This window comes from Bacillus sp. EB106-02-03-XG38 (assembly GCF_058792175.1).
In genome coordinates this window covers 136,907-152,832 of record NZ_JBYTED010000001.1, presented here as the reverse complement: position 1 = coordinate 152,832, position 15,926 = coordinate 136,907, and the positions used below count along the sequence as shown (strand labels likewise).

Sequence of the window (15,926 nt, the reverse complement as noted above, 5' to 3'; positions counted from 1 at the left end):
TTTCACTATTTCAGTAGTGTTTTATCCGTTAATCGAATTGTATAATATACCTGCATAGTAAATTCAGCTGATTTTTGACGTATTATTGACATCATTTTGTCTGAAATATGTCTTTTGTCATTTTCTTGAATTAGATTTTTCTCATTAATAAAATTTATTTTTTTAATATAAGACTTACTTTCACATCAATAAAATAATCATTTTTCTCTTCATACACTTGACTTTCATGCAAAAAAATGTCCTCTAACCAACGAAGAAATCAGTGATTTTTTTGTCAAGAGAAAAATGTATTTCTAAAATTCAAACACGAAATAATGTTATTCAAAAATAGAAAATCCACTCCCTCTTTCTAGACTAAAAATTCATTTTATTGTCATTTTTTCAAACTAAATTCATACATAAAAAAATACCGAGAATCGATTAGACTCTCGGTATTTTTGTAATTATTTTGCTGTATGTTTTCTAATAGCCGGTAAAATCTCAGTAGCAATTAGTTCGATATTTTTCTCAATTTTATTAAGTGGTACACCACCAAAATCAATTTGTGCCATAAAACGTTGTTGTCCAAACAATTCATATTGGTAAAGCATTTTTTCAATGATTTGTTGCGGGCTACCAACCATTAATGCATCACGATAATCTACTGCATTTGTAAATTGTTGTTTCGGATATCCACCACCACGCAGTGTAAGCATACCAGCATTAATATGAGGATAGTATTCATTAAATGCATCTTGTGAATTTTTTTCTGTATAAAATAAACTCGTCGTTGCAACTGGTAAGCTTGCTGGATTAAATCCACTTTGCTCAGCAGCCTCACGATAAGCATCTACTGATCCTTTAAAGTTAATAGCTGGACCACCTAGTGTTGTTATCATCATTGGCACACCCGCACGTCCTGCTTTAATCGCACTAGCTGGCGGGCCACCAACTGCACGCCAAATTGGTAAATTATTATTTTTCGCTCTTGGAATAACCGATGCGTGTGCAAGTGGTGCTCTGAACTGTCCATTCCAAGTTACATGTTCCTCGTTATTAATTTTTAATAACAGATCCATCTTCTCTTCAAATAATTCTTCATAATCATTCACGTCATAACCAAGTAAACTATATCCCCCAATACGAGATCCACGACCAGCCACGATTTCTGCACGTCCATTAGAAATCAAGTCAATTGTAGCAAAATCCTCATATACTCGTACCGGATCAGATGTACTTATTATCGTTGCTGAACTTGCAATTTTTATATTTTCCGTAGCTTGTGCAATAGCCCCTAAAATAACTGTATGAGCTTGCGTTGTAAAATGCGTTTGATGACTTTCACCAACAGCAAATACATCAAGTCCAGCTTCATCCGCTAACTTAGCTGTTTCAATTAATTCATGAATTCTTTGTTCTGCACTAATTTTCTCTCCGTTATGCGGATTTAAAACATGATCCCCAATCGAATATAATCCAAACTCCATTCCTTTACTTGTATCCATACGGTATTTTTCCATAGTTGCTCTCTCCTTTAATTAAGTCGTATTAAATTTATTCAACTAGCTTTCACTTGATTAGTCAATTGATATTGTAAAAAAAATTACTCTTACGGTAATTCTTTTTTTTCACTGTGCTTATGCACTTTCGTCATTAGCTCATATAATATTTTCTGCTCTTCTTCATTTAATACATCATCAAAAAACGAAGATTGAAATGCAAGCTGCTCTGGCAATGCTTTCTCCAAGGCCGATTCCCCTTGCTCTGTAAGACTAATTGTTTTCGTTTTCCAATCTTGTTTTCGTACTATATATCCTTCTTTTTCAAGACGAGTTAACATTCGAGAAATACCACCTTGTGTAACAGTTACCTTTTCAGCTAACTCCATTTGCGTTAGTGGTTGATACGTACGTATTTGTAAAAGCACATCAAATTGAGCAGTCGTTAAATCAAAACGTTTTAAAAATTCATTTGACATCTGATTACTTTGGTTCGTAAATCGTATTAAACGTAACCATATTAATGATCCTATCGTATTATCACGCATGTTTGATCACTTCCTATCGTGAATCTTACTATCACTTTACTACGCAAGTGATAAAAAAGCAAGAGAAAAAGTGAAAAATATCTCATTAGAGTATTGCATAAATAACGATAAGAAAGAATTCATGTTTAAATGAATTCTTTCTTATCGTTATTCTTAACTTTCCATGTCATTCATTGCTATATGTAAAGCGCCTACTGCTTTGGGCCAACCAACATAAAAAGCCATATGTGTTATTAATGCAATCATTTCATTTTCTTTAATTCCATTTTGTTTGGCCAGTCGCAAATGAAATGGTAATTGTTCTGTATTACCAAGACTGATTAATACCGACACTGTACATAAACTCCTTTCTCTTAATGTTAAAGTGTCATCCCGCCACACTTCCTCGAACAATATTTTTTCACTATAATGAGCAAATGCAGGTGCCTTTTCTCTCATTTTCTCTTGAATACAATATTCAATGGATTCATTCATCATTTCACTCCCCCTTCACTTTTACCAATTGTGCCATCCCTTGACCAAATGACCAATTTTCTGCAGATGTCTCATTTAGTGTAATAAAAATGTCTGCACTTTTTATTCCGGAACATTCAGAAACCTTCGAGGATATCGATTGATACAAATCACTTTTCTGTTTTATCGTTCTTCCCGGTCCACATGTAATAGAAACATACATCATATTCTCTGTTCTCTTTTCTCCTCTTTCTAATAAATAATATGGATTATATAAAAAGTGATTTTGCGAGTAAGATAAAAACAGTTGAAAATAATCATTTTCAGGGATGTTAAAATGTTCAATTAATGAAAGATGAATACATTCACCTATCTTTTTGATTTCTTCTTTATTTAATTTATTTTCATGATAATAAACGTTCACAAAAGGCATACATTTTCATTCCTTTTCTTAAACTTCAACAAATTTTCATCGTGAAATGTGTAAAATCTCATATACTGTAACATCTTTATTCGTTACTATATTAGGCTTTTCATTATAAAACCTGATATGGCTATATCCCCATTTATCTGGATTATAAATGATTATATTTCCTAAACATTTTTCTATGTTTTGTACATTCTCATTCATAGTGTTTAATTGAGTCTCTCTCAGTGAATTACTTTGAGAAATACTCCCTGTATACTCAACAGCATATTTACTTTTTTTAAAATCATCACTTAGATTAACAACGAATGGAACACCTATATTTATTTGTTGCCATCCAAAAGATTGTAAAATATTATCGTAATACCCTTCAAATATAAATTTATTCATTCCTTCATGGCCATTCCAAACATATATAGGGGCATAACAGTTATAGAAATTCCCCTCCTTACCTGCCTCATTAATTAAATACGCTTTAAAATTTAGTTCTTGAAAACCATCAGTTTTATGCCCATTGTCCTTTACCCTATTCCTAATAATCTCCATATCATAATCTTTCGGCAAAATGACCTTATATTGCATTCCAATCATGTTTATCACTCACTTTCTATCCTATATACATAATGATAAAGCGATGACTGGCTAACGTAAAATAGGTATAACTTATGCTTGGTATCATTTATAATGATATCTTATAAGGAGCTGTGATAAATGGAAATAAATGATCTTATTATATTCAAAACTGTAGCTAGCGAAGGTTCTATTAGTAAAGCTGCGAAAGAGTTAGGATATGTTCAACCAAACGTAACTGAGCGAATCAAAAAATTAGAACTAGAATTAGAAACACCTTTACTACATAGAGATAACAAAGGCGTTTCGTTGTTACCTTCTGGTGACATTTTACTAGACTACACAAATCAAATATTAACGCTAGTAGAAGAAGCGAAAGATAAAATTAAAATGTGTGGTTCTTCTTATATAATTGCGACGTCACAATCGATTTTGACTAATTATGTAAGTAAGCGCATTAAAGAAAATTTCAGGAATTATCAAATATATGTAGAAAATAGTAGTCATTTGCAAAAATTACTGCAGCAACAAAAAGTTGATATGGTCATTACTTATGAGGATTACCCGGACACAGCGTTTAAAAAAGTATTTGCCACTTCAATTTCTATCGGTTTATTAAAAGTTAAAGAAAAGTGTACCGTTGACTATTCAAAGGAACTCTTCTTCGTTAGCAATGACAAAAAGTGCCCTTTTAGAAATAAGACCATTCAATTTCTAAAAGAAAATAATTTATCTCAGCGTCAACTTCAACAACTAGATTCTTATTCGCTTATGGAAGAGTATATTCAGGACGGAAAAGGGATAGCCTTTTTACCGATTAATAATGATAAATTGGTACCAATTGAAGATGTTCAAATTGAGAAATTAACTATCCATTTTTTCACAAATCAAAACTCTTTAAAACAAATCCCTGATGAATTATTTAATTAATAAAAAATCCCTCCTTTACGAATCTAAAAGAGGGATTTTCATATTTTATACAATCGATTTTTCACACGTTTTGCTCCACTTCTGCACTTTTCTCCTTCTTATTCCGTTTCATATTCTTCAGACCCTTAACCATGCCAACTAATCCTTTCGGGAAAACTAGCAATACGATAATGTACAATAAACCAAGAATAATTGTCCATCGTTCAAAAATCGGATACTCTGTAGCTAGTTCTGATAAATAATATTTTAGGGATTCAATAATTCCAGCTCCAGCAATTGCTCCAATTAACGTTCCAACGCCTCCAATCATCGTCATCAATAATGCATTTAATGTCATTTCAATTGAAAATACAGTTGTATTAACAAAGCGTAAAGTGATAACAAATAAACCACCGCTTATCGCAGCTACTACTCCTGCAACAACACTAGCAATAATTTTATAATGAAGAACTTTATATCCTAGTGCTTCCACACGTTGCTCATTTTGTGAAATTGCCTTTAATACTTTTCCAATAGAAGATTTTGTGAAAAGACGTAACAGAACAAAAATGATAAGTAAACATATAAGTGTTACATAATAAAACGTAAAGCGATCACGGAATACGTCTGGTACACCAAATGTAAAACCGTCTCCTCCGTGAGTGAGCCCACGCCATTTTTCAGCAAGTACGAAAAACAACTGTGAAATAGCAAGTGTTAACATTGCATAAAAATGACTTTTCAGCCGTAAAGAAAGCAAACCAATTATATAACTAACAATGGCTGAAATGATAATTGCAGCTACTATCCCTATAAAAAAGTTCGTTATGGATACTCCTTGTCGATCAAATAAAAGCGCTACGCCATATGCTCCTATTCCAAAGAACATACAATGACCAAATGATACAATCCCTGTATACCCAAGCAATACATCAAAACTCATTGCAAAAATAGCAAAGATGAAGATTTGAGTGAACAAAATTAACAAGCTCCGTGAATCATTTACGAATGGAAATACACTTAAACAAATGAGCATACATACTCCGAAGTATACTTTAATTCGAATTGATGTGCTGTTCACCATTTCACCCCTTTTCACCAACAAGTCCATTTGGCTTCACGATTAAGAAAAACAGTAGCATTAACATATTGATTGCAAGTGATAAATCCGGTATAAAATACGCTGTAAAAGCACCCGCTAATCCGACAATTAAAGAAGCGATTGCTGAACCTTGTACGCTTCCTAACCCTCCAATGATTACTACTATGAAAGCTAAAATCGCATACTGCATACCCATCTCGGCGAAAATAACGCCTGAATACGGTGCTAATAAGAAGCCTCCTAAGGCAGCCATCCCTGCTCCTAATAAAAAGACGAAAGAAAATATTGCTTTTACGTTAATACCGAGCGCTTGAACCATCTCTTTATCCATTACACCTGCACGTATCATAAGACCTATCTTTGTTTTTTTGAGCAATACTAGTAAGGCAATGTAAATGATGATCCCAATTAAAATAACGAATAAACGATATTTAATTAATATAACGCCTCCAAACGTAAAACTTCCTTGTAGCCATAACGGTAATTTTGCACCAATTGGATTAGGTCCCCAAAATACTTTAATACATTCACTAAGTACAAGCATTCCTCCAAGCGTCACAAGAAGCTGACGAACATGATTTCCATATACCGGTCTAATAAGGAATCTTTCTAAAATGAATCCAAGGAACATTCCCATAGCTATTGCTCCAATTAACGCTAATACGTAACTACCTGTCATATTAAATAGCCAAACTCCTGTAAACGCTCCCCACGCAAATAAACCACCATGTGCGAAGTTTAGAACGCTCATTAAACCGAAAATCAGTGAAAGACCTGATGCTAATAAAAAAATGAGCATCCCTGTTGAAATCCCATTTACAAATAAATTGATTAACACATCCATCCTTCTCACCTCGGATTCATGTTAAGAGATTCCTAAATATTTGTGACACATTTCCTTATCCTCTTTTAATTCATGCATAAAACCGTTATGAACAATTTTTCCGTTATCCATAATATAAAAGTAATCACCAATTTGACTAGCCATCATAAAATTTTGTTCAACGAGTAAAACTGTTGTTTTCTCCTTCATTTTCAAAATGGCTAGCATTAACTTTTCTATCATAATAGGGGACAAGCCTTTACTCGGTTCATCAATAAGTAATAAACCACCACTATTAATAAATGCTCTTGAAATGGCTAGCATTTGCTTTTGTCCTCCGCTTAAGAGCCCACTTTTTTTGTGCCAAAACTGCTTTAAATCTGGAAATAATTCCAGCATCCACTCGATTTTCTCTTCCGCTTCTTCTCCCTTCCCTCTAGCAAGAGCGAATGTTTCTTCTACTGTCAGGTCGTGAAAAATACCTTGATTTTCTGGCACATACCCTATTCCTTTTCTTGAAATTAAATGTGTAGATAATCCATTTACTTGTGTACGATCATAATAAATTTCACCTTGTGCGATATGGTGAAATCCCATAACCGAACGTAATGTCGTAGTCTTTCCTGCACCATTTCTTCCAAACAGTACAGTAATCGTTCCTTTCTCAACAGCAAGAGAAACCCCTTGTAAAATATGAAACTGATCTAAATACGTTTCTATATTATTCACTTGTAATAGTGCCACTGTATAATCCCCCTAAATAAGCACTTTGTACACGCTCATCTTTCATAATTTCTTCAGGCAAACCTTCAGCCAATAGCTCTCCATGAAATAAAACGATAAGATGGTCTGACAAACCTAGTACCATATCCATTTTGTGTTCAATCAGTACAATTGTACTCTCTGGATGTTTTTTTATATTTTCAATCACTTGCAAAATAGCCGGTACCTCTTCAACTGATATACCTGCCGTCGGCTCATCCAGTAGTAACACATCTGTTTTTAAAGCTAATAACATCGCAAGCTCTAACTTTCGTTTTTCCCCATGTGCTAAATCTTTCGCTAATACATGTTCTTTTTCCTGAAGTAATACTGTTTTTAAGAAACGTCTCGCCTCTCCAACTTGTTGCTTAAATTTTGCTGAACTCGGAAAAAAACTATAGTAATCTTGCACGAATGATTGAACACTTAATCGAACATTTTCAAGTACCGTTAACTCTGGGAATATATTTGTAAGTTGAAAAGAACGACCAATTCCTAATCGAGTTCGATCCGAAATTGATAACTTTGTAATCTCTTGTCCTTTAAAATATACTTCACCCTGTGTTGGAGAAATTTGCCCACTTAATAAATTAAATAACGTTGTCTTTCCTGCACCATTTGGTCCAATAATGGAAATGAGCTTCCCTTTTTGTACTGTTACATTCACATCCTTAATAACATGATGTTCACCAAAAGATACGCTAAGATTTTTCGTTTCAAGCAAATGTGTCACGAAATCCCTCCCTTTAAAGCTTTAAGTATGAAAGAAATACGTATAAAGAGGGGTTCCCCTCTTTATACAAAAACAACAGAAAATTCAGTCTATTTATTTTGAACTGGTGGTTCTGTCTCTTTCATCGTTAATTCACGCTCTAATACTGGCACAGGATAGTCTACACCATCTTGCTTTTTCAATGTGATGGAATACAGTGTCTGCATCGCTTGATGATCCTTTTCTCTAAACTTCATCTTTCCTTTCGGTGTATCAAATTCCATTCCTTCCATTTTCTTAATCAACGTATCTACATCTGTATCGCCTTTTGATTTCTTTAAAGCTTCTACAATAGAAATTGCTGCTGACATTCCACCTGCTGTAAATAAATCTGGCACAGCACCATTAAATCGTTTTTTATGTTCTTCCACTAACCAATCATTCACCTTATTTTTCGGGAGTGTATGATAATAAACAGAAAAACCTTGCATTCCTAGTAACGCATCCATTGTTTTTAATGCCGGTATATCTGGTGCACCTGTAGAAATTTTAATACCTTGCGCCTCCACATTCATATCTTTTAACTGTTTCCAAGGTGAATTTGCCCCTGCCCAAACGATAAATAAATAATCTGGTTTTGAACTAATGATATTTTGAATATTAGCAGTGAAGTCAGTCGAATTTGTATCAGCATATTGCTCGTTTACAATATTTGCACCTAATTTCTTCGCTCCAGCTTTAAATGCCGCAATTCCTTCACGGCCAAATGCATTATCTGGGGCAAACGTCGCAATCTTTACATCTTTTTTTGCAATTGCAGCTGCTCCTGCAATCGCATCTTGCGAAGAGCTTCTTCCTGTTCTAAAAACATATTTATTCCAATTCTTTCCGGTAATACTATCAGCAACTGCCGGTTCTACAACCATTATTTTTTCATATTCTTCAGCTAGTGGTAAAACTGCTAATGTATCACTCGAACTAGACGATCCAACTAAAAAATCGACTTTCTCTTCTTCTAATAACTTTGTAGCTTTTTTAACCGCTACCTCTGCTTTCGTCTCTGTATCTTCTACAACAAACTTAATCTTCTTCCCTTCCACTTTCCCAGTTCCACCCGTTGCATAGTCTAACCCTAATTCAAATCCGTTCACTGTTTGTTTTCCATACGATTCTAATGGACCTGTTAAGGAAGCAAGAACTCCTACCTTAATCGTCTTTTCATCCTCTGTACTTGTTTTCTTTCCTGAACAAGCTGCCGTTATTAATAACGAGCCTAAAACACAACCAGTAGCCATCATTCTTAGCCATTTACGTTTTTTCATCGACATTGTGATCCTCCTCATACTTTTCTTTCTGATAGAATCAAACACGCCAAAGTCCCCTGCCCGTAATCATGACTAACTATAAGGTAGGTAATGGAAAACTCTTGTAGTATCCTCTACATTCGGCACAAATCTATAATCACCTTCCTATTTAATGGAAACGGACATACAATCAATATATATTCTACTTTCTAATTTAAAATACTGTTTCGTTTTAGTATTAATCATGAAAAAACTACAATAATTAACTTAAGTTATTAAGTCAATTATTGTAGCCTATGTAAAAAACACTTAATTATTTTCTACTTTCTCTAACCCTTCAGCCAATTGTTTCTTATCTAGCCCTTCCCCTATTACTACTAAGTTCGTCGGGAAACCGAAGTCTTGTTCCAGTAAAGTTGGTACCCCAAATGAATATTGGAATAGGTGTGGGTATTTATCTCCATGGAATTTCACAAATCCTTTTACACGATAAATACTATCTGGTAAATTTGAAAGCCATTCATATAAATTGTCTTGATCAATCGATTTCGTAAATTGATACGTCATCGTTTGTATATGTAAATGCTGTTTTACATGTAGTGTCTCATGTTCCGCGTCATTCGTAAATTCAGCTTCTTCTATGTCTTCTAAAGATATATTGCAATATTTTGTTTCAAACAATTTCGCATGATTATTTATCACTTTCACTTCTTCTATTACTTTGTTCTTATCCGTATCTGTTAGTAAATCTGCTTTATTAATTAAAATGTGGCTACCAAACTTCAGTTGCTCATACAATAATTGCTGAACGTTTGCACTTAATACACTTCGATTTAACCACCTTACTGCATCTAATACAACGACAATTGATTTCACTTCTAAGAAAGGTGCTAAAATTGGTGATACACATGCATCTAACACTTCAATTGGATGCGCAACACCTGTCGTTTCGATATAAATGACATCTGGTCTTTCTTGCTGATATAACGAATGCAGCTGTATTTCAAGCTCTTCTTTTAGCGTACAACAAATACATCCTTTCAGAAGTTCTCTTAAAACATTCTCTTTTCCAATAATATCTGTATCTACCGAGTATTCACCAATTTCATTCATTAATACTGCGACTTTTCTATTCTTCTTTTTCTCCGCTAACAATAAATTTTGTAATAATGTTGATTTTCCACTTCCTAAAAAGCCACCTAATATATGAATTTCTACTTTATTCATGTAATCGACCATCCATTTCTTTATTTCAAACGAATTCAAAGCGTAATAATTACGATTTATATTTATTATTTTATTAAAAGAATAGTCATTTGTAAATATATCTTCACCGTTCGTTTACTTCATACGCAACTCTAATTCCTGACTCTATTGCTCCTTGCATCCACCCATGTGTTAATGTCGTATGCTCTCCTGCAAAGTGTACTTTTCCAGATGGTGGTGTAATATACGGAAATAACTCGAGCTCTTGACCTGGTTCAAAAGCTGTAAATGCGCCGCAAGAATACGGATTTTTACTCCAGCTAAAAGATGTTCCAGTAACAAACTCACTATAAACGATGTCACCATATATTTCCGCTAAATTTTTTAATGCGTAACGAATACGATCTCTTTGCGAGAGACTATCCCATGTTAATGCCTCATCTGCCCACGTATAACTCGCTAAAACAATGGCTGCTCCTGGTGTGTGAATGCCATAACTCGGATAATATGTAAATCGTATAGGTAAATCTGTAATAGATTTACCGCCACATTGTCCCGCTTCCTCCCAGAATCTACTTTTAAACTCTATTGCAATTTTAGTTGCAGCAATATAATTTAACTCACGAATTGCTCGTCTTTTAAAATAAGAGAATAAATGATATGGCTGAATTTCTACAAATCGTAACGCTGAAAATGGAATTGTAATAATAGCAATATCACTTGTTATTGTGAATTGTTCTAACGTTTGCTCATGATTTCCTTGTAGCATTACTTTATCATCTTCCTGTATAATTTTTTCTACTTTATAAGACATAAAAATATTATCTTTTAACTCCGGTAAAAATGAATTTGGTAATGTATCCATTCCGCCCGTTATTTCATAATATTTTGTCGTTGAAGTAAAAAAGATCATTTCACGTAATACTTCAATTAAAGATATTCCCATATATGCTTCCATATCAAGAAGTACACCGATCATATCGATTGCTCCATCTGAATAATACTCAATTAAAAATGAGCCGAGCGAATATGCTTTATACTTTTGTTCAATGATAATCCAGTTTTTGCTCGGATCTTTTTTTATAAAATTAAGTATTGGTTCTAATACTACTAACATTAACTCTTCTGCCGTTTTTCCCTTTTCATTCTCTAAAATGGGGTATCCAAGTATACTTGGATTTTTTTCGAATATGCTCAATCTCGTCTTACTATTATTTGTATAAATAATATCTGAATCGGTTTTATTTATAAACGGATTTAACGGTAACTTAAACTTACGAATGTAAGCTACAGTTAAATCGTGTGTTGCAGGAATTCGCATCGGCCCTGCATTGAAATATAAACCTCTGCTAAACGGTTTACGAATCGTATATATTCTTCCGCCTATTCGGTTGTTCGCTTCTAAAATTGTTATATTGTGCCCTGCTTCTTTCAATAACGATGCTGCAACTAACCCTGAAATTCCTGCACCAACAATAATAATTTGCTTTGGTTTTTTCGTTTTAACGAGCCCCACATTAATAATATGAAGCATTCTTTCCGTCGTTAATGGCTGCATCATACCCTTTTCCCCTTCAACAAAGGATTTTATTGCATTATATTCAGTTAACTTGATTCCTATGTTTCATGCAAGAAATTGCACGGATACATTTTCAATTACTTGAATATCTTTTATAAAATGTAATAAACTAGATATGAATCTATAGAAGTAAGACGTATTATCTTACATAATAAAATCAATGAAATTGCGAGGAATTTTGAAATGAAAAAAGGTATTAACCGAGTTGTATTAGTAGGAACAGGAGCGGTTGGATGTAGTTACGCTTACTGCATGATTAACCAAGCTGTAGCTGAAGAGTTTGTTTTAGTTGATGTAAACGAGGCGAAAGCTGAAGGAGAGGCAATGGATTTAAGTCATGCTGTTCCTTTTGCACCAGCTCCAACTAGAGTATGGAAAGGCAGCTATGAAGATTGTAAAGATGCGGATCTTGTAGTCATTACGGCTGGATTACCACAAAAACCAGGCGAAACACGTTTAGATTTAGTTGAGAAAAATGCAAAAATCTTTAAACAAATCGTTCGCAGTATTATGGATAGCGGATTTGATGGTATCTTCTTAATCGCAACTAACCCTGTCGATATTCTAACTTACGTAACTTGGAAAGAATCTGGTTTACCAAAAGAACGCGTAATTGGTTCTGGTACAACACTTGATTCTGCTCGTTTCCGCTATATGTTAGGTGAGTACTTCAATATTGGTCCACACAACATTCATGCTTATATTATTGGAGAACATGGTGATACGGAACTTCCTGTTTGGAGTCACGTATCGGTTGGTATTCAAAAACTACAAACACTTCTTGATAAAGACAACACATACACACAAGAAGATTTAGACAAAATCTTCATAAACGTTCGTGATGCAGCTTACCATATTATTGAGCGAAAAGGTGCAACTTACTACGGTATCGGGATGTCACTTTTACGTGTTACTAAGGCCATTTTAAACGATGAAAATAGTGTATTAACTGTTTCGGCATATTTAGAAGGCCAATACGGTCAAAAAGATGTTTATATCGGTGTCCCTGCTGTTTTAAATCGCGGCGGTGTTCGTGAAATTTTAGAAGTAGAATTAAGTGAAGAAGAAGAATTAAAATTCGATCACTCTGTTCAAGTATTGAAAGAAACAATGGCCCCAGTTCTTTAATATGTATAGTAAAAAAGCAATCCAATTTATTTTGGATTGCTTTTTTTGTTTATTTTCTATTTTTTAATCGTTTCCTCATTATTTACATTCAGTACATCTAGTAAGAAGATGAAGATTGGTATCCCGATAATAAGCCCCCATATTCCAAGGAAATGCTCTGAAAAGATGAGAATCATAAATGTATAAAAGATTGGTAAATTCGTTTTCGCAGACATGAACTTCGGGTTTAAAAAATAACTTTCAAGAGCATGGATTATTGTAATGAACACAAGTATGTATACAACATACATAACTCCGCCTACGTTATAAGCAATAATACATAGCGGGAACAAGGAAATGATTACACCCGCAACAGGAATCAAACCGAGTAGAAAGACCATGACAGCCAATACAAGAAGCTGCGGAAACCCTAAAATCACAAGTGCAATTACAGTGAGTACACAATTGACAACTGCAATTAAAAACTGTGCTTCAATTACTTTACCGAACGATCTTGCAAACCTTTCACCAAAATATGCAATCTCCTCATAGAAAACCTTAAGACTACTATCTTTAAATTTTGAAGTAAATGATATGATGCGTTCTTTTTCTAACAAGAAAAATAAACTTAAAATAAGAGAGAGTAGTATTTGCAAACTAACTTTTCCTATATTTGCAATGGATTGATAGATGACATCTACACCTTGTTCTATATATTTTGATACTTCCATTCCATTAATTGTTGAAAGCGCATATTTAATGATCTCATTATCCGGTGGATTTTGAAAAAACAACCTAAACTGATATATCAATTGGGAAATTTGTATCGTTAGCACAGGTAAGTATTTATACAATGTTGTGCCGATAAAAGTAACTAATATGATATATAAACACGCGATAACAATTTTCCGGTTCACTTTCAATTTCTTTGAAATAAAACGTTGAAACCGATCCATTAAAAAAGTCAGTATAAACGTAATTAATATTAAATTGATCATACTTTTTAGTCCATATAACATAAGCGCTACTATTATTAAAACGAGAAACCGTTGGAACCCTCTACTTCGAAAGAAATTTTTCACTTCATTCATTAAAATTTAACCTCCCCCTTCAATGGATGGAAATTGAATATATTACACTTTATGAACTTCTATAGACAATCTTTCTTACTAATTGAGCAGAATCCTTTTTTTCTTTTTATAATGTTAGATTCTTTTTGTATTAGCCCATCAACATATTTTAGCGGAACTCTTTTTTCGTTAATCTTTTACAGTTTTGGTGATTTTCTATTTTTAGACTGCTGCTCATACGCATATCCTATATTGAACAGTTCTTTCTCACCGAATTGCTTCCCGACAAACACTGCACCTACTGGTTCTCCATTGTTATCATATCCTGCTGGCACCGCTAATTCTGGATAGCCAGCTACAGCGGATAGAAGAACTTCTTCGTTGTTAATCATAACTAAAGCATCCAAATCCTTTTCTACTAAATATCTATCTAGCTCTTTTCTTGCATTTTCTTGACTCGTTTGCACTACTTTTTGAAACTCATCTTTCGTTATAGCAGATTTTTCAGATCCCTCAATTAATGTTTGTCCATATTTTATTCGTCTATTGCTATCCTTTTTATTAAACGCTATAATCTCTTCTAACGATTTTACCGGCGCATTTTTTTGCTTTGAAAGATAATCGTTAACATTATGTTTGAATTCATATTCTAATGTTTGTAGATTATCCACACCCTCAGCGTTTAACTGAATATCATCAGTCAAGATCGCACCTGCATCTTGAAGGTCTTTTCTTATCTTTTCTGCTACTTCCTTTCTATTCTCATCTTGTTGATCTATTGAAAAAAGAACCCCTATTTTTTTCCCTTTTAATCCGTCTATTGATAAGTCCTTCGTATAATCCATTGTTTCTTGATCTTTCATTTTTTCTGTCATAGCATCTTTTTCATCATAACTTACCATTACGTTAAATAACGTTGCCGCATCCTTCACCGATTTTGCCATCGGTCCTGCTGTATCAAGTGTTTCAGCTAACGGAATAATACCTGATCTACTCACCATACCTAGTGATGGACGTAATCCAACTATTGATTGTTGCGCTGCGGGGGCTACAATTGACCCAGTCGTTTCCGTCCCAATTGCAAGTGGTGAAAAATCTGCGGCAACGACTGTAGCAGATCCAGAACTTGATCCCGATGTATCAAACGTAATCGGACCGTATGGATTCAAATTTTGTCCTTTTTTCCCGCTATATCCGCTAGGCATTGTAAAAGATAAATAATTTGCCCACTCAGACATATTCGCTTTTCCTAAAACGAAAGCACCTTCTTCTTTCAACTTCTTCACGACCGTCGCATCTTCATCAGCAATCCAATCTTTTAACACATACGTGCCTGCACTTGTCGGCATCACCTTTTCCGTTTGTACATTATCTTTTACGATGACCGGCATGCCGTATAAGTTCGACTTTTTATTGAAAGATCTTTCTTTATCTAACTTTCGCGCTTCTTCCATTGCATTTGGATTAATCTCTGTAACAGCATTTAATGATATTCCATTTTGGTCATGTTCTTGTATTCTAAAAAGATATATACTCGTTAATTCTTCATATGATAATTTCCCATCATCAATCATTTTTTGAAGCTCATCTACAGTCGCATTTACGACTTCTTTTTCTTTTATCTTTACATTTTCTATATTAATTCCTTTTAACTGGTTATGTATCGGTTTTAACACTCTATCTTTATCATATACGATACGCTCCGGTTCCTTTGGAAAATAATTTTTATACAAGTAATATCCTCCGGCACATGCCAACAGGACAATTCCTCCAGCAATCGATAACGTTATCTTTACCCACTTTTTCATGTTGTTTCCTCCACTCTAAAAGTTGCTCAATTGTATTGAAAAAGAGAGTTATCCTTATAACTCTCTTT

16 protein-coding genes are annotated in these 15,926 nt (G+C 34.0%); 2 read left to right on the top strand and 14 right to left on the bottom strand.

Features of this window, described 5'->3' with window-relative positions; all coding sequences use genetic code 11:
- Positions 1 to 443: 443 nt before the first annotated feature.
- The 5 genes from AC3WTI_RS00695 to AC3WTI_RS00675 all read right to left on the bottom strand — a co-directional run bounded on the left by AC3WTI_RS00695 (position 444) and on the right by AC3WTI_RS00675 (position 3,497).
- On the bottom strand, positions 444 to 1,499 hold the full coding sequence (locus tag AC3WTI_RS00695) for an LLM class flavin-dependent oxidoreductase (protein ID WP_492304292.1): 1,056 nt from the start codon (positions 1,497 to 1,499) through the stop codon (positions 444 to 446).
- 89 nt (positions 1,500 to 1,588) lie between these two features.
- Complete coding sequence (locus AC3WTI_RS00690; protein WP_061676852.1) at positions 1,589 to 2,026, bottom strand: MarR family winged helix-turn-helix transcriptional regulator; 438 nt, start codon at positions 2,024 to 2,026, stop codon at positions 1,589 to 1,591.
- 153 nt (positions 2,027 to 2,179) lie between these two features.
- Positions 2,180 to 2,503 carry a carboxymuconolactone decarboxylase family protein gene (locus tag AC3WTI_RS00685; RefSeq protein WP_000980847.1) on the bottom strand — a complete coding sequence of 108 codons (324 nt, stop codon included), beginning with the start codon at positions 2,501 to 2,503 and terminating at the stop codon, positions 2,180 to 2,182.
- Position 2,504: 1 nt separating this feature from the next.
- Positions 2,505 to 2,912, bottom strand: a complete 408-nt coding sequence (locus tag AC3WTI_RS00680) for a tautomerase family protein (RefSeq protein WP_097841844.1) — start codon at positions 2,910 to 2,912, stop codon at positions 2,505 to 2,507.
- A gap of 36 nt (positions 2,913 to 2,948) precedes the next feature.
- Positions 2,949 to 3,497, bottom strand: coding sequence for a DUF4865 family protein (locus tag AC3WTI_RS00675; RefSeq protein WP_087959513.1), 549 nt, complete (start codon positions 3,495 to 3,497; stop codon positions 2,949 to 2,951).
- 120 nt (positions 3,498 to 3,617) lie between these two features.
- On the opposite strand from AC3WTI_RS00675, the gene AC3WTI_RS00670 reads away from it, so the two are divergent.
- Complete coding sequence (locus AC3WTI_RS00670) at positions 3,618 to 4,406, top strand: LysR family transcriptional regulator (RefSeq protein WP_097841843.1); 789 nt, start codon at positions 3,618 to 3,620, stop codon at positions 4,404 to 4,406.
- A gap of 61 nt (positions 4,407 to 4,467) precedes the next feature.
- On the opposite strand, the gene AC3WTI_RS00665 is transcribed toward AC3WTI_RS00670, so the two are convergent.
- The 7 genes from AC3WTI_RS00665 to AC3WTI_RS00635 form a co-directional block, all read right to left on the bottom strand.
- On the bottom strand, positions 4,468 to 5,421 hold the full coding sequence (locus AC3WTI_RS00665; RefSeq protein WP_142286546.1) for a branched-chain amino acid ABC transporter permease: 954 nt from the start codon (positions 5,419 to 5,421) through the stop codon (positions 4,468 to 4,470).
- A 49-nt stretch (positions 5,422 to 5,470) separates the two neighbouring features.
- Positions 5,471 to 6,331: a branched-chain amino acid ABC transporter permease gene (locus AC3WTI_RS00660; RefSeq protein WP_087959510.1), complete on the bottom strand. Its 861-nt coding sequence runs from the start codon at positions 6,329 to 6,331 to the stop codon at positions 5,471 to 5,473.
- A 21-nt stretch (positions 6,332 to 6,352) separates the two neighbouring features.
- Positions 6,353 to 7,054, bottom strand: coding sequence for a branched-chain amino acid ABC transporter ATP-binding protein (locus AC3WTI_RS00655; protein WP_087959509.1), 702 nt, complete (start codon positions 7,052 to 7,054; stop codon positions 6,353 to 6,355).
- Positions 7,032 to 7,805, bottom strand: a complete 774-nt coding sequence (locus AC3WTI_RS00650) for an ABC transporter ATP-binding protein (RefSeq protein WP_087959508.1) — start codon at positions 7,803 to 7,805, stop codon at positions 7,032 to 7,034. The genes AC3WTI_RS00655 and AC3WTI_RS00650 overlap by 23 nt, the downstream gene beginning before the upstream one ends.
- A gap of 89 nt (positions 7,806 to 7,894) precedes the next feature.
- Positions 7,895 to 9,112 (bottom strand): substrate-binding domain-containing protein, encoded by a 1,218-nt coding sequence (locus AC3WTI_RS00645; protein WP_097841842.1) that lies wholly within the window; start codon positions 9,110 to 9,112, stop codon positions 7,895 to 7,897.
- A 285-nt stretch (positions 9,113 to 9,397) separates the two neighbouring features.
- Positions 9,398 to 10,315, bottom strand: coding sequence for a CobW family GTP-binding protein (locus AC3WTI_RS00640; protein WP_087959506.1), 918 nt, complete (start codon positions 10,313 to 10,315; stop codon positions 9,398 to 9,400).
- 103 nt (positions 10,316 to 10,418) lie between these two features.
- Positions 10,419 to 11,855, bottom strand: a complete 1,437-nt coding sequence (locus AC3WTI_RS00635) for a flavin monoamine oxidase family protein (RefSeq protein ID WP_097841841.1) — start codon at positions 11,853 to 11,855, stop codon at positions 10,419 to 10,421.
- 201 nt (positions 11,856 to 12,056) lie between these two features.
- Here AC3WTI_RS00635 and AC3WTI_RS00630 point away from each other — a divergent pair, with 201 nt between their 5' ends.
- Positions 12,057 to 13,001, top strand: coding sequence for an L-lactate dehydrogenase (locus AC3WTI_RS00630; protein WP_016088332.1), 945 nt, complete (start codon positions 12,057 to 12,059; stop codon positions 12,999 to 13,001).
- A gap of 56 nt (positions 13,002 to 13,057) precedes the next feature.
- Here the strand turns inward: AC3WTI_RS00630 and AC3WTI_RS00625 are convergent, their stop codons facing one another.
- Together AC3WTI_RS00625 and AC3WTI_RS00620 are read right to left on the bottom strand one after the other, a co-directional pair.
- Entirely contained in the window at positions 13,058 to 14,071 is a 1,014-nt protein-coding gene (locus tag AC3WTI_RS00625; protein ID WP_097841840.1) for an AI-2E family transporter, read from the bottom strand.
- 176 nt (positions 14,072 to 14,247) lie between these two features.
- Positions 14,248 to 15,858 (bottom strand): amidase family protein, encoded by a 1,611-nt coding sequence (locus AC3WTI_RS00620; protein WP_097841839.1) that lies wholly within the window; start codon positions 15,856 to 15,858, stop codon positions 14,248 to 14,250.
- Positions 15,859 to 15,926 lie beyond the last annotated feature (68 nt).

Coding starts and splice junctions, on each gene's coding strand:
- AC3WTI_RS00695 (WP_492304292.1), bottom strand. CDS start 1,499: ATGGAAAAATACCGTATGGATACAAGTAAAGGAATGGAGTTTGGATTA.
- AC3WTI_RS00690 (WP_061676852.1), bottom strand. CDS start 2,026: ATGCGTGATAATACGATAGGATCATTAATATGGTTACGTTTAATACGA.
- AC3WTI_RS00685 (WP_000980847.1), bottom strand. CDS start 2,503: ATGATGAATGAATCCATTGAATATTGTATTCAAGAGAAAATGAGAGAA.
- AC3WTI_RS00680 (WP_097841844.1), bottom strand. CDS start 2,912: ATGCCTTTTGTGAACGTTTATTATCATGAAAATAAATTAAATAAAGAA.
- AC3WTI_RS00675 (WP_087959513.1), bottom strand. CDS start 3,497: ATGATTGGAATGCAATATAAGGTCATTTTGCCGAAAGATTATGATATG.
- AC3WTI_RS00670 (WP_097841843.1), top strand. CDS start 3,618: ATGGAAATAAATGATCTTATTATATTCAAAACTGTAGCTAGCGAAGGT.
- AC3WTI_RS00665 (WP_142286546.1), bottom strand. CDS start 5,421: ATGCTCATTTGTTTAAGTGTATTTCCATTCGTAAATGATTCACGGAGC.
- AC3WTI_RS00660 (WP_087959510.1), bottom strand. CDS start 6,331: ATGGATGTGTTAATCAATTTATTTGTAAATGGGATTTCAACAGGGATG.
- AC3WTI_RS00645 (WP_097841842.1), bottom strand. CDS start 9,112: ATGTCGATGAAAAAACGTAAATGGCTAAGAATGATGGCTACTGGTTGT.
- AC3WTI_RS00640 (WP_087959506.1), bottom strand. CDS start 10,315: ATGAATAAAGTAGAAATTCATATATTAGGTGGCTTTTTAGGAAGTGGA.
- AC3WTI_RS00635 (WP_097841841.1), bottom strand. CDS start 11,855: ATGATGCAGCCATTAACGACGGAAAGAATGCTTCATATTATTAATGTG.
- AC3WTI_RS00630 (WP_016088332.1), top strand. CDS start 12,057: ATGAAAAAAGGTATTAACCGAGTTGTATTAGTAGGAACAGGAGCGGTT.
- AC3WTI_RS00625 (WP_097841840.1), bottom strand. CDS start 14,071: ATGAATGAAGTGAAAAATTTCTTTCGAAGTAGAGGGTTCCAACGGTTT.
- AC3WTI_RS00620 (WP_097841839.1), bottom strand. CDS start 15,858: ATGAAAAAGTGGGTAAAGATAACGTTATCGATTGCTGGAGGAATTGTC.